Annotated in this window: 11 protein-coding genes; 2 read left to right on the top strand and 9 right to left on the bottom strand. The window is 47.7% G+C overall.

Annotated features, from left to right (window positions below):
* Position 1 precedes the first annotated feature (1 nt).
* Both Q1V85_RS02145 and Q1V85_RS02140 read right to left on the bottom strand, forming a co-directional pair.
* Positions 2-985 (bottom strand): MlaD family protein, encoded by a 984-nt coding sequence (locus tag Q1V85_RS02145; protein WP_300596963.1) that lies wholly within the window; start codon positions 983-985, stop codon positions 2-4.
* 145 nt (positions 986-1,130) lie between these two features.
* Positions 1,131-2,150, bottom strand: a complete 1,020-nt coding sequence (locus Q1V85_RS02140) for an N-acetylmuramoyl-L-alanine amidase (protein ID WP_300596961.1) — start codon at positions 2,148-2,150, stop codon at positions 1,131-1,133.
* 159 nt (positions 2,151-2,309) lie between these two features.
* Between Q1V85_RS02140 and Q1V85_RS02135 the strand changes: the two genes are divergently transcribed.
* Entirely contained in the window at positions 2,310-5,150 is a 2,841-nt protein-coding gene (locus tag Q1V85_RS02135) for a putative LPS assembly protein LptD (RefSeq protein WP_300596959.1), read from the top strand.
* 322 nt (positions 5,151-5,472) lie between these two features.
* On the opposite strand, the gene Q1V85_RS02130 is transcribed toward Q1V85_RS02135, so the two are convergent.
* The 3 genes from Q1V85_RS02130 to Q1V85_RS02120 all read right to left on the bottom strand — a co-directional run bounded on the left by Q1V85_RS02130 (position 5,473) and on the right by Q1V85_RS02120 (position 9,171).
* Positions 5,473-6,207, bottom strand: coding sequence for a lysophospholipid acyltransferase family protein (locus Q1V85_RS02130; RefSeq protein WP_300596957.1), 735 nt, complete (start codon positions 6,205-6,207; stop codon positions 5,473-5,475).
* A 150-nt stretch (positions 6,208-6,357) separates the two neighbouring features.
* Positions 6,358-7,266: a vWA domain-containing protein gene (locus Q1V85_RS02125; RefSeq protein WP_300596955.1), complete on the bottom strand. Its 909-nt coding sequence runs from the start codon at positions 7,264-7,266 to the stop codon at positions 6,358-6,360.
* Positions 7,267-7,353: 87 nt separating this feature from the next.
* A complete protein-coding gene (locus Q1V85_RS02120; RefSeq protein ID WP_300596953.1) occupies positions 7,354-9,171 on the bottom strand; it encodes an OmpA family protein in 1,818 nt (605 codons plus the stop codon).
* A gap of 637 nt (positions 9,172-9,808) precedes the next feature.
* On the opposite strand from Q1V85_RS02120, the gene Q1V85_RS02115 reads away from it, so the two are divergent.
* Positions 9,809-10,405: a hypothetical protein gene (locus Q1V85_RS02115; RefSeq protein ID WP_300596951.1), complete on the top strand. Its 597-nt coding sequence runs from the start codon at positions 9,809-9,811 to the stop codon at positions 10,403-10,405.
* A 201-nt stretch (positions 10,406-10,606) separates the two neighbouring features.
* Here the strand turns inward: Q1V85_RS02115 and Q1V85_RS02110 are convergent, their stop codons facing one another.
* From Q1V85_RS02110 to Q1V85_RS02095, 4 genes are all read right to left on the bottom strand, one after another.
* A complete protein-coding gene (locus tag Q1V85_RS02110) occupies positions 10,607-11,242 on the bottom strand; it encodes a phosphoribosylanthranilate isomerase (protein ID WP_300596949.1) in 636 nt (211 codons plus the stop codon).
* A complete protein-coding gene (trpC, locus tag Q1V85_RS02105) occupies positions 11,239-12,027 on the bottom strand; it encodes an indole-3-glycerol phosphate synthase TrpC (RefSeq protein WP_300596947.1) in 789 nt (262 codons plus the stop codon). The genes Q1V85_RS02110 and trpC overlap by 4 nt, the downstream gene beginning before the upstream one ends.
* Positions 12,028-12,425: 398 nt before the next feature.
* Positions 12,426-13,418 (bottom strand): anthranilate phosphoribosyltransferase, encoded by a 993-nt coding sequence (gene trpD / locus Q1V85_RS02100; protein ID WP_300596945.1) that lies wholly within the window; start codon positions 13,416-13,418, stop codon positions 12,426-12,428.
* A 210-nt stretch (positions 13,419-13,628) separates the two neighbouring features.
* A complete protein-coding gene (locus tag Q1V85_RS02095; RefSeq protein ID WP_300596943.1) occupies positions 13,629-14,198 on the bottom strand; it encodes an aminodeoxychorismate/anthranilate synthase component II in 570 nt (189 codons plus the stop codon).
* Positions 14,199-14,386: the final 188 nt, after the last annotated feature.

The raw sequence follows: 14,386 nt of genomic DNA, 5'->3' as shown, positions 1-14,386 counted from the left end.
GTTAATGAGGAACGGTATCCTTTATGGCAGGAGCTGTAAGTTCTCCCGCTTTATTTTTTTTGCCAAAAACAGAAATATTCACATAACGTTTCGGATGCACGCGAATGTCGTCTAACAGGATCTCTGCGCTTAAGGCTACCTCGTTCAGCCGGTTGTATAACTGCCGGTCACTCATCAACGCTCCAATGCTGCCTTCGGGGCTGGAGATCTTCGTTACGGCATCACGCAGGGCAGACACCGTGGTAGTTAAGGTATCCATTGTTTGCTGCAGTTGCAGGCGGGAAAGATTTCCGGTTAATGTGGTTACATTCCCCAGGATCTGGTCTACCTGGCCATTATTCCGTTTTAAGGACTCGGTAAATACGCTCATATTATCAAGAGAGGCTGCCAGGGGTTTTTGTACACCGGTCAGCAACAGGTTGAGTGAAGCGATGGTATTCTTTAAATTTGCGATCGCCTCCTGCAAATTGCGCTGGGTGGGTACATCCAGTGTATTGTTTACATTTGATAATAACAGGGTGAGCGAATCGGCTACCGTCCTTACTTTTCCCATCAGCGGTTTGGCTTCTGAAGAAAGGTTGCCCAGCAATCCTTCCTCTACCTTGGTATTGATCTTGTCTTCATCCCCCAGGAATTTGGTTGAATTTCCTTTGTCGATCACCACTTCGGAAGCACCCAGCAGGCTGCCGGAAATATAGGCTACCGAATTACTGGGAATATTCACATCTTCTGTGATGCTGAGGGTTACTTTAATGGCATCTACGTTTGCATCCGCCGGTTCAATTTTATACACCGACCCGATGGCCAGTCCGTTGATCTTTACGAAATTGGATTTTTCCAGTCCTCCTACCGACTTAAAAATGGCGTAAATCTTTGGGTTATGATTAAAAATATCCTTCCCTTTCAAAAACCTGAACCCGAATATTAAGGCGGTAATAGCCAGTACAGCCAAGGCGCCCACTTTAAGTTCATTTGATATTTTCATGAAACATGGTTTAAATTCTCTCTGAAGCCAACTAACTCAATTAAACTGCAAATAACGTCCGAAAAAATTAAAAACCAGCGTATTTATACCAAAAACTCATTATCGGAATCGTTAATTCTTTGCATCATCCCCGATCCGCACCCTCTTATTCCGCCCTGTTTGCAACCGCCAGGGATCCCGGCGCTGCAGTGCTGTATTTTTCAATATAAGTTTTAACAGCGGAAAGGATGCTGTTTACAATTTCTTCCTGGCCCTCTGCGCTCATCAGGTAAGCCTCATCTTCCTTATTGCTGATAAAGCCCATTTCTACAAGGATGCTGGGCATTCCGGTAGCCTGCAGTACCCAGATTCCTTTGTGGTTCCGTTGCTGTACGCCCCGGCTGAGCCTTCCGCCGGCAATAAAATTCTTTTCTACCAGCGCAGCCAGCGAATAACTTTTGCGGAAATAGTTCTGTGCATAAATAAGCATGCGCACCCGTTCAGCGGGGTCGTTCACATCCGGCAATGGAGGCGCTTCCGCACCGTCGCCTGTTTCTTCATTATAGTAATCCTTATCCTCGTCCTCATCGATATTTTTCATCGAATTCACCTTCTGCTCATTTTTTCCTACGGCCCAGATATAGGTTTCTGTACCTCTTGCCTTATTTTCTACCCATACGTCCTCATATTTATTAACGTAAAAGGTTTTTTTAACTTTCTTTTTCTTTTTTCCCTTTCCTACGGTTACCGTTTTTGTATGGGCTTCCCGGCCGATGACCTTTTTTACATACCAGCCGCCCGGTCTTCTGCCCGCCGCATTGCAATGCAGGGAAATAAACAGGTCGCCATTGCTCCGGTTGGCAAAATCGGCCCGGTACCGGTTGGCTGCAACAGAGTTGGTGAGCCCGCCCGGCAGTGCAGATGTGGTTCTTGTTTCCAGGATATTGATCCCTTTAAGCTGGTTTCGCAGGGCAGTGGCCAGTTTTCGGGCTACCTGCAGGGTAATGGCCGCTTCATTGGTCTGGGTTCCCTCCGCTCCCACATCGCTGCCTCCATGTCCTGCATCCACTATAATGGTCTTTACGGCTCCCGATTTTGCCCCCGATGTTCCCTGTTGGGCCGAAATACCGGAAAAACAACCTACTGCAACTATAAATAGAATAAACCGAATGATACTTTTCTTCATTTTTTTTCAGGCTTGGATGTAATATCTGATTTTAGTTTCAAGCTTCACAAAATCTTTACTATGTTATTTATACATTTGCGCCGTACTTTGGCTCAAACCCTAATGCGCAAATTTAAAAGAATTTATTTTGTTGTCCCTTTTCTAACAGCTATGATATCCATGGCTGGTAAAAAAGATGTTGCCGCTTTTGTTCTTCCGGGGCATTCGGATACAAGAGGCGGTCTTTTTCAGAAAGACACCATTCCTCAAAAATCCATAAAAGATACCCTTCCGGTAAAAGACGGCCTAAAGATAGCCGATTCTGCCAAACTGGCAACAGATACCGGGGCCCGGGCAAAAACAGACACCTTCCGGCTCAAGATTTCAAAAGACACCCTTTCCGGCCCTGTAAAGTATTCCGGAAATGATTCCATAGTTGGTTTTTTAGATTCGAAAAAAATCAACCTGTACGGGAAAGCGAAAACAGAATACCTGGATATGACCCTGACGGCTCCGGAGATCGGGATCGATCAGACCAATCATATTGTAACGGCCAAGGCCGGCAAGGACAGCGTTGGAGAGATATCGGATTATGCCGAAATGAAGCAGGGAGAGGAATCCTACAAAAGCGAGGGCATGGAGTACAATATAAAAACGCAGCAGGGTATTACCAAGGGTACCATTACCCAGCAGGGCGAAATGTATGTGCACTCCGAAATCGCCAAAAAAATAGATGCCCGTACCATGTACGGACAGGGTACTTTTTTTACCACCTGTAACCTGGATCACCCGCACTTTGGCTTCCGGGCCCGCCGTGCTAAAATCGTTAACAAAAAATTAGCGATTACCGGGGCTGTACGTCCGGAGTTTGATTCGGTTCCGGTACCTATTTACCTGCCCTTTGGTATTTATCCCCTGTCGCAGGGCCGCCATTCGGGGTTTATGTCGCCCTCCTTTGAGCGCAACGACCAAATGGGCCTGGGGCTCTCCCGCCTGGGATATTACCAGGTGATTGACGAACATTGGGATGTACAGGTGTATGGAAACGTGTACTCTTACGGAAGCTGGTCGGTAAATATGCTGCCCTCCTACCGGAAGATTTACAAATACCAGGGGTCTTTTAATTTCGGACTGCAGCGTACGCGGCGCAATTTCAGAGGCGATCCTGACTTTTTTAAGCAAAGTACCTATACGCTAAACTGGGCACACTCTTCCGACTCGCGTTCCCGGCCCGGTACGAACTTTTCGGCCAACGTGAATATGAGCTCTACCCGGTACAATGAAAATGTGCCCAACAGTAACCTGATGAACATGGCCAATAATACGGCCGGGTCTTCTATTACTTATGCAAAAAACTGGCAGGACAGGCCGTTTAACTTTACAGCAAGTTTTAACCATAACCAGAACAACGCGCAACGCCTGGTAACCTTCAATTTCCCGAACATGGCGTTTACGGTGAATACCATTTACCCGTTTCAGAAGAAGAATGCCGCCGGGTCAAAAAAATGGTATGAGCAGCTGGGTGTCGGGTTTCAGACAGGATTCCAGAACTCCATGTCGTACTATGAATATTCCGACCGACAAAAAGATTCGCTTAAAGGGCTGAACCTTTATCAAAATGCCTTTGCCCGCATGTGGGACACGGCACAATGGAATGCCAACCAAAGCATCCCGATCTCGCTGTCACTGCCCCCGATCCTGGGCGGAGCGGTGATGATTTCGCCCTCTGTTTCCTACTCGCAGAACATTGTGAGCCGGGTTGCCACTTACAACGTAGAGCAGCGCACCATGCTGGATCCACTGGGACAAAGCCATACCTACGATACCATCATTGCCCATATGGCTAAGCAGGTGGGCCTGAATAAGCAGATGAGCATGGGTATTAGCTTTAACACGGCGCTATACGGAACCTACCAGTTTAAAAACAAGCAGGTGCAGGCGATCCGGCATGTGATACGCCCCACCGTATCCCTCAACTACACACCCGATCTCAATAAAGATAATTTCCAGGCGGTTCGGGTGCGGGGCAAGGGGGTAGATTCTAATGTTGTTTCTACGGTTTATTACGACCGGCTGGCCGGTCTGGGAGCGCAATCCGTACCCCGGTATGTGCCCCGCCGGTTCGGAGGTATTAATTTTGGCATCGACAATAACCTGGAAATGAAGGTAAAGGCCCGCAAGAAAAAGAAGGCGGAAAGCGATAGTACCGATGCCGGTACAAATACAAATTCAGACAGTAAAGTAGATGAGAACGGGTTTAAAAAAATACGCCTGATCGAAGGATTTGGGTTTACTTCCGGGTACAATATGTTTGCGGACAGCAATTCCTATAAGCTGGCACCCTTTAACCTGTATTTCCGGACCAACCTGTTTGAAAAGATCAACCTCAGTGCCAATGGTACGTTGATGCCGTACAAGCTGGATGCGAACGGGTACCCCATGTGGCAGCATTATGCCTGGGAAGGCAAGAAGTTTAATATAGGTACGCTTACCAATGCCAGCGTTACGATGAGTACCAGCTTCCAGAGTAAACCCAAGGACCCTCAAAAAGCCAAGCAACGGCAAGAGGCGCTCGACAAACAGCTGAATGATCCGATGTTGCAATCACAGCAACAGCGCCTGCTGGAATATATGCGTCAGAACCCTGCAGAATTTGTAGATTTCAATACCCAGTGGTCCGTTAATATTTCCTACTCCCTCACGTACGCCAAACCAAACCGGACCTCCGGTGGCTATGCCGGCAACGGGATCAATTCCAGTACCAATTTTAATGGCAGTTTTAACCTTACGCCTAAATGGAATTTTAATGTAAATGGGGCCTATGATTTTAAAACAAAGCAGATCCAGACAGTTGGGTTTACCATTTCGCGGGATCTGCATTGCTGGCAGTTTTCAGCCAGTGTTTCTCCTGTGGGCATTTATAAATACTACAACTTTACCATCAGTCCCAAATCGGGCATGCTGCAGGATCTGAAGATCAACCGGAACCGCTCCTTCTTTAACGGGGGACCAAGGTATTAGAGGGTTTTAAGGCGAACTCCGTATAATGTTTAATAATGGATAACTTAAATTCTAAATATTAAACATTAAATTCTAAAGGGTCCAAAAATCAAAAAATAAGATCCAAATCTCAAAACCGGATTGCCGGGCAGGGCACGCTGGGCAGGTTTAACGTTCAGCATTCCAGTTGATGATCTATTGCCTATTCACATTCACTATTGCTTTTCGGGGGACATGCAGACCGGGGAGCCCCTGGAGTTTTTCAGACATACCAGACGATGAACTATTGACTATTGACCATTGACACATTCCCACATTTTCATATTTCCACCTTCTCAAATTTTCAAATTCTCTCCGCCAAATACTTCTCCATAATCCTAAACACCTCTTCTTTCAGCGCCGCGGTATTCCTTCCGTTTACTTCAATGGGTTTGAGAAAATGGATCTCCAGGGTGCGGGGCAAAAAGAAAAAAGGTTTATTCAGGGGAACCGCCTGCTTGGTGCCCAGGATCACGCCCGGGATAATGGAACGGCCGGTATCCTCTGCCAGCTTAAAGGCGCCGTTATAAAACGGCTTCAGCAATGCCTCCGTACGGTTCCGCGTTCCTTCCGGGTAAATGCACATATGCATGCCCTGCCTCAGGACCGCTTTCATTTTTTCGATGCTTCGCTTGCGGCTCGTTTCACTTTTACGGTCTACCAGTACCGACCCCTTTGTATAGTACCATCCAAAAATGGGAATTTTTGCAAAACTGCTTTTAGCAATGGTTTTATTGGGGCCGGGAATAAATGCAGACGACAACGGAATATCCAGTAAGGAATTGTGATTGCAGGTAACCACATACCCCTCCCCTTTTTTAAAATGCTCCGTACCCCGTATGCGGATGCGACAGCCGATTAAAAAGAACCAGATATGCATCCATATCTTAGACACCCTGATGAAGTAAGCGGTAGAAGCGGGTTCGGGGAACAGGTAAGAAAATAAAGCAAAGGGTAACACAAGAAGGAAGGTAATGATAAAAGTAACCAGCGCCCATGCCGCACAGATCCTGCCGGCGATTTCTTTAAATATCCGCATACTCCGCAATTATACAATCAAAAATAGCAGTTTTTGATACAGGAGCTTTGAATCTTTTGGCCAATACCTCCGGCCCAGGCATCAAACTATCGCGCATAAAAAAGCGCTGATCATTCCATCAGCGCCGGATCGGTCTTGTATACATTATTTTTACCTGCCGCTTTTGCCACCGGTCTGGCTGCAGATATTTTCGATTATGGCGATCAGTTCTTTTGAAATATTATTAAAATTATCGAACTCGTAGGCCTTACCACCGATGTTACCGACAATCAGGTGCAGTTTATAATTGGCCGGATAGGTAGGGTTCCCTTTAAATGTGGTTAACAAAATACATTGAACACCCATGCTATTGGCCGTGGCGGCCAGTGCATCCAGGTAGGTATCATCTGCTGCGGTGGCATTATCATCATCGCCACTGGCTGGTGCATCGGTAATGATCACGGCCAGTTTGGTAATATTGCCGCTGCGCCAGGTTCCGGCAAACTGGTTGCTGAGGATCTCATGCAGCAGCAGGTCGCCGGGCTCCGGTCCTCCGATTCCCGCGCCCAGTTTCATGGCCAACGGATTGTTGAGCTTTGCCAGCTGCGTACTGAACGTGGTTTTATTTGCCGGTGCAAATTTTTCCATCATGGTCAGGTACTGGTTAGTGGTAGGTCCGGTGGTAATGATCTTTTTCTGGTTGGCCGGCAGCGTTACATAGTCCGGAGCATTCACATACATCGGCAGGGGAAAACCACCGCCTTCTTTTGTATACTCATCAAACAGGGATAAGGATAAGCGGTAATCGCCGCCCGATTCGGTTACAATGGTATTGGCAATATTGTTTACTTCTTTTTTTACAGAATCGATCGCCGGGCCCATGCTTCCGGTATAATCCAGCAGGAAGGCCACATCCATACCGGCATTGCAGCCCTGGGGCGCCGGCTCCGGTGTGGTATACTCACAAACGCCATTCTTACTGCAGGAGGTGGGCAGGCATAGCGCCATTGCGGCAAAACAGCTCAAAATAAGGATCCGGGCAGGTTGCTTAATAAATACGTATCGGGTTGTCTTTTTCATTTTTTTGTTTTTAATGGTGAGGCAGGGATGCAGGATCAAAAGGCAGGCACCGGCGGTGTTCATAGCTTCTGCCGGGCCTGCGGGGATTTATCTGGGACAGATGACTTTCATTTCGGTACGCCGGTTGAACTGGTGTTCTGCTTCGGAACAGTTTACGCCATCGGCGCAACGGTTCAGCAAGCGGGTTTCTCCATATCCTTTGGCCACGATCCGGTCCCTGGCAATGCCTTTGGAAACCAGGTAGGCCTTAGCCGCATCCGCCCGGTTTTGCGAAAGCGTTTGATTGTAGGCATGCGATGCCCTAGAGTCCGTATGGGAAGAAAGTTCCACCCGCACACCCGGGTTGTCGTTCATAAACTGCACCAGCCGGTTCAATTCAGGCTTGGCATCCTCCCGGATAAAATATTTGTCGAGGTCGTAATGAATATTCTCCAGCCGGATCGCCTTATCGCAATCTGCTACTTCCATACACATTTCCAGTTTTACAAACAAGGTGGTATTGCGGTTATAGTCGGCGGCAGCGATGTTCACCATTTGAGAAAAGTATTTTTCTTTGCGGCCATACACGGTTATTTCCGATTTCTGTTTCAGGTGAAATAAAAAGGCTCCGCTGGCATCGGTCTGGGTATTTTTTTCAACGGAACTGTTCCGGTCTCTCAGCACCACCGTAACACCCGGCAATGCCGTAGCGGTATTGCATACCACCGCATTCCCCTGCAGGATAAAATTTTCATCGGTATACAACAGTTCTTTTTGCAACGTACCATTGGGTATAAATTCTGCCCGGGCAGCCGCTGCCGGAGCCAGGTCTACCTCGTATAATTTTCCATTAATGGTATACGCGCCCGGGCTCATATTCTGGAACACCACTACGCCAAATGCATTGGTAACGCCAGACCGTACAATATTGCCGCCGGCATCCTTTACCGCCACATCGGTATACGGTAATACTTGCTTTGTATATTGATCACGGGCCGTTACCGCCAGTGCATATACTTCACAGGCATTGCAGCTTTCTACACGGGGTTCAGGTGCCTTCTCCTTCCGACGCTGTGGTAAACGGAGGGTAACACCTGCAAAGGCACCGATAGAAGCAATATCACAATTGCAGCTGTTACCGATCATGCGCAGGTCTTTTTCTTTAAAAGCGCGTACCCCATTGTTATCCGGTTCAAAAGCCCGGTAAGCCGCGGAATAACCGCCGGGCCCCACCTGGTCCTTCGCCTGGAAATGCCGCATATAATAGGCGCCAATATGCATGCCCCATACATCATTGAAGAAATAACGGGCGGTTAATGATCCTTTTACACTGAATACATTACTGAGGTTATAACCGCCATGATAGTTGAGCACCTGGCTGGTTGAGCCGGTTTCCCCGGTAAGTGCCAGGCTGCCTCCTTTGATGGATGCAAAGCCGGCCCTGCCGTTCAGCTCCACCGAAAACCGGCCCTGCCGGCCGGTATAATGCACACCGGGACCGATACCATAAAAAATGCGGGTAATACCCTGTTTGGTGAGGGTAAAATCATTGATCAGTACATTGTTGACCGGGTCAAAAACCGAATCGGCGGGATACTTATTCTGCGGACTGTTTTTAATATAATCCACATCCGCGCCTACGCTGAGCCATTTCCAGTAATAGCCGGCGGTAATGCCGGCATTCAGTCCGCCCTGGTAGCGGATATACGGCGTATTGTTTTTATAATCCGGGAACAGGTCATAACCGCCGTTCAATCCGAAGCGGAATCCTTTGCCTGATAATGGGGCGTCTTTTAATGCAGAGCTGGTTTGGGCAAAGCTGCCCAGGAACAATAGCAGCAGGGCCATCGCAAAAACAAAATAAAGAACAGGCTGAAGGCCGGATGGGCGGTACCGGCGAAGCAGGATTACAGGTTTCGTTTGCATAGTATAAAATTTAAATGATGGTTGTTGTTTATACCATATCCACGAATGTTCTTTTTTGTTACCCCTGTCCTGAAGAAAAAATTATGGAAGTAGTTGTTGCGGAAGTGCCCAGGGGTGCCATGTACATGACCCTCAGCTGATGCCTGAACGTGGTGATGTTGTCATTGGCAGCACCATCGTCATTTCGGGCGCAGCCGAGAAATCTTTACGCATCATATTGTTTACAAATAAATTTAAAAAACACCTTTACCTGGATGATTTCGAAGGGACCTCTCCGCTACGGTCGAGGTGACGATAAGCTTTTCTTGCTTGCCCGGGCGTAGTGATGTTGTCATTGGCTGCACCACCGTCATTTCGAGCGCAGCCGAGAAATCCTTACGCATCATATTGTTAAGGGAAAAGTCTGAACATCCCAAATCATATTAAAAAATACTATCATTCAATTTATGTCCACAGGGACCTGTACCAGGATACCGTTAGCGCACTGGTAAGCAATTCATTAGAAAAGACACCGTTTTGATGCCTCCGCATGCAAAACCGCTTAAATGTTAAATAATTCTTAAAACATTTTTTATTGAAGCGATCGGCTCCCGGCGGGTGTAGCTTGTAAGTATTCTTTCACCCCAAAACCAACGTTATGGTTAACCTTTCATTCCACCACATCACCAACATCTCCCAATGCGAAGACATCCTGAAGCAGACGTACCGCGATCAAAAGACCCTGTTGTGGAAAAAGCTGGGCCTCGAACTGCAGATTGAGCGCCGGTTGGATCATTTAGCCGCAACTAAAGACCAGCTCCGGTCAAAAGAACTGGAACTGGAGCATGCCCGTAATGTAGCGGCCCAGCTGGAGGAGCACGATCCCGGACGGGAAGCGTACCTCCATTCTGCTACCGGCTTCCAGTACCAGGCAGCGCTGCTGGAAATCCGTATAGAAAAAATGCGGCCGCAATGGCTGCTGCGCAAAGAGACGCAGCTCGCCTGTATTGAAGTTTCGCTGGAAAAAATGACCTTACTGATCCTGGAGCTGGAAACGCATAAGGCCTGGCTGCTGAAACAGGCAGCACTGGAGCAACCAGTGGCCGAAGCGCCCATAGCAGAACCCGAAGAGCAGCCGGCTCCAGTTGCTGTGCCGGTAATGAAAACGGTGCACATTCAAAAAGAGGCAAGCCCGCATATCAAAAGAAGAAATCCAAAGAATGACAGGCCGCTGAATGGGTATCAGTCCGGATAAGGAGGAGTATTTAACCGCGAAGGCGCAGGGACGCAGTGATTCGCTGAGAGACTGTATTGAGCACTCCATTATCGTTGCTCCATGCGGTAAAAATTTAAACGCGAACGCCAGGTTTTTTCGCAATGTTCGCAAAGCATTTGCGGCAGGCACTAGCTGCGTGAGACTTCCAGTCTCACGCCTTTATCCTATCGCCTCCGGCGACTATGTATTTTCCAGTTCTGATAAAAAATCTTCAAGCAATTCCATATCCTTTATACCCGGAACCGTTTCAAACTTACTGTTCACATCCAGGGCGTATACGTCATGGTCTTTCAGAAATGCCTGCAGCGCATTTACATCATCCGGGCCGATGCCGCCGCTTAAAAAATACGGACGTTCCAATTGCGCCGCCTGTAAGCCCGACCAGTCAAATTTTTTGCCGGTGCCGCCATAGGCTGCCGCCTTTGTATCAAACAAAAAAGCATCCGTCACCTCCGCATAAGGATTTGTCATCAGCACTATGTCTTCATCACCTGCCACCCGGAATACTTTTACAAGCTCCGCGGTACCCGCCAGCCGGCTGCAATACTCCGGAGATTCATCGCCGTGCAACTGTACCATATCCAGTCCGTACGCCGCTATTTTCTCCAGCACTTCTTCCACGGGTGCATTGACAAATACTCCCGCTTTTTTTATCCCGGTCAGTTGCTTTAGTGCAGCCGGATCTATTTTATCACCCACATACCGGGGAGAAGGCGCATAAAAGATAAAGCCTGCATAGTCCACACCCAGTGCCACAAGCTGTGTCACCTGCTGCAGCTGCGTCATTCCGCAAACCTTTACCAGGGGCCGGTTCATGCTTTTTCTTTTAAACGGTTTACAAACGCTTCAAATGCCAGCGGCGGCTGTTCCTGGCGCATAAAATACTCGCCAATTAAAAAGCCCTTAAAACCGTTTTCGCGAAACAGCAGGATGTCTTCAATTTTATCAATACCACTCTCGGCTATTTTTATTTTATCGGCCGGGATCTTTTCGGCCATCCGCAGACTGCGTTCTATATCTACCGAAAATGTTTTTAAATCCCGGTTATTGATGCCTACAATTTTTGTAGCCGCACAAACATGCTCCAGCTCTTCCTCCGCATGCAGTTCCAGTATCGTTTCCAGTCCCAGCGAGTTGGCAAATACCGCCAGCCGTTCTACTTCCGCCGGTGTAAGACAGGCCGCTATCAAAAGAATAATATCGGCCCCTATCGATTTGGCCTCCACAATCTGGTATTCGTCTACAATAAAGTCTTTCCGCAAAACCGGGATATCGTTCTTCCGCGCTTCGATCAGATCCGCAGAAGAACCGCCAAAAAAGGGCTCATCCGTTAATACGGACAGGGCCGCTGCGCCAAATTTTGTATAGGCTCCCGTAATGGTGGCCACATCCGCATCCTTATTAATAAACCCCTTAGAAGGCGATTTCCGTTTGAACTCCGCTATGATGCCCGTGCTTCCCGGTTGTTGCAGCGCCGCCGCCAGTGAACGTACGGGCAGCTGAAAGGCCGCCGTTGCTTCCAGCATTTTGTATGCTGTTTGTTGTTTCCGTTCGGCTACTTCTGTTCTTTTGTGCGCAATAATTGTATCTAATATATTCATAACCTTAAAAAATATCATTGTGGCGTACCTACGGCACGCTGTTAATTTATTTAATCATTTTTCTACCGACCGGATGCTCCTACGGAGCATTATAAGATGAAATATGCAAGAGAGCAACAATAAAGAATCGTATTATCAATTTATAACACGTCCCACTATGCCTTTAAAATTTTATATCCCTTATTTTATACTTCCAATTGGCTTTACGCGAAGCTCTATTCACTATCGGATGCTCCTACGGAGCATTATAAGACGGAATATGCAAAAGATCAACAATAAAGAATTGTATTATCAATTTATAACGCGTACCACTCTCTCTTTAAAATTTTATATCCCTTATTTTATATTTCCAATTGGCTTTACGCGAAGCTCTATTCACTATTCATCATTGACTCTTTTTATTGCAACGCAATCAACCGCTGCAAACACTCATGTGCCCGGCCAGACCGCAGGCTTTCTTTGGCCGCTTCAAACGCATCCGCATAGTTGGGATACACGCCCGTTACCTGCAATGCCACGGCAGAATTTGCCAGTACCACGGCTTCCTGTTCCGGTGTTCCCTTTCCCTGTATGATATCCAAAAAGATCTTCGCGGCGGCCTCTACGGTATCCCCACCCCTGATGGATTCCGGTTTTACTTCCATCCCTCCCAGTTCGGTGGCCGATACAATCCGCTCGCCCTTTTCCGTAATGATCTTTGTATCGCCCGTAAGGGAAATTTCATCATAGCCATCCAGTCCGTGTACGATCGCAAAATCTTTTGACTGCTGCTGCATCAGGTAATTGTACAGTCGCGCCATTTCCAGGTTATACACCCCGATGATGCTGAACGCCGGGAACGCCGGGTTTACCAATGGGCCCAGCATATTAAAGAAGGTTCGCATACCCAGGTTCTTTCGGATCGGTCCTACATTTTTCAGCGCCGGGTGAAACTGCGGTGCATGTAAAAAGCAAATATGCGCGGCTTCCAGTTCCCGCCGCAGCGCCGTGTTATCATTCTTAAATTTATAGCCCATCGATTCTATCACGTTCGAAGAACCACTGATGGTGGATGCACCATAGTTGCCATGCTTGGTCACCTTCTGCCCCGTGCCGGCCACGATAAAGCAAGACAGTGTGGAAATATTAAAAGTATTCTTTCCATCGCCCCCGGTACCCACGATATCGATGGCATCCACTCCATCAAACTCCATCGGCAAACAAAGCTCCAGCAGCGCATCCTGGAAGCCCTGCAACTCCTGCAGGGTGATGCTGCGCATGAGGTATACCGTCATAAACGCGGTTACCTCATGTTCATTGTATACACCTTTGCCGATATTTACCAGCACTTCTTTTGCAGCAGCCCGGTCCAGGGTCTTATGTTCAAATAACAGGGATAATATTTTTTTCATATCATTGTTTTTGTGCCGGCGGCAGTGCTGATGGCATCTGCCTTGGAGTCTGTCCCGCAAAAAGCGGGATCGCACCCTTCATCGTTCCGGCTATCGATCGACAGAACACTGCTATGTGTCGGTTTTCCCGGTCATCCAGTGCCCCATTTTCACATCTTCACATTCCCACATTTTCACATTCTCAAATTTTCAAATTTCTAAATTTCCAAATTACTCTGCCAGCCAGTTGCGGATGATCGTTTCTCCCATCGGGGTCAACACACTTTCCGGGTGAAACTGCACGCCCTGTACATCGTAGGTCTTATGCCGCAGGGCCATGATCATATCCTGGTTGTCGACTGCTGTTATTTCCAGCTCTTCCGGAAAATTTTCGCGGGACACCACCCAGGAATGGTAGCGGCCGATCTCAAAATGGTCCGGCATATGGTTGAACAGGTTACCGCTGCGTTTGATGATGGTACAATCTGTAGCCACGCCATGGTATACCTGGGGCAGGTTATACAGGGTTCCGCCAAATGTTTCGCCGATGGCCTGCTGGCCCAAACATACGCCCAGTATCGATTTGGAAGGTGCGTACTCTTTTATCAGCGGCAGCAGCAAGCCGGATTCTACCGGGATACCCGGCCCCGGCGACAGGATGATTTTATCATATTGTTTTACGTCCTCCAATGGGATCTGGTCATTCCGGAACACATCCACTTTTTGATGCAGGATCTTTTCCACCATATGCACCAGGTTGTACGTAAACGAATCGTAATTATCAAACACGAGTAATTTCATATCGGAATTTCTAATTTCTTATTTAAGTTCAATTAAAGCCTGCTTTTCCACAACATCTCACTACATACATCTCACTATACACTTCTCACTATACACTTCTCACTATACACTTCTCACTATCAAGCTGCCCCTTGCACTCCAGCACAAGTGTGCGACGCAAGGATGCTGCCATATGCACTACAGCCCGG

Source organism: Niabella sp. (assembly GCF_030150205.1).
Classification (GTDB): domain Bacteria; phylum Bacteroidota; class Bacteroidia; order Chitinophagales; family Chitinophagaceae; genus Niabella.
Note: the sequence above shows the minus strand (reverse complement) of the source record. Positions and strands in the feature narration are given on the sequence as shown.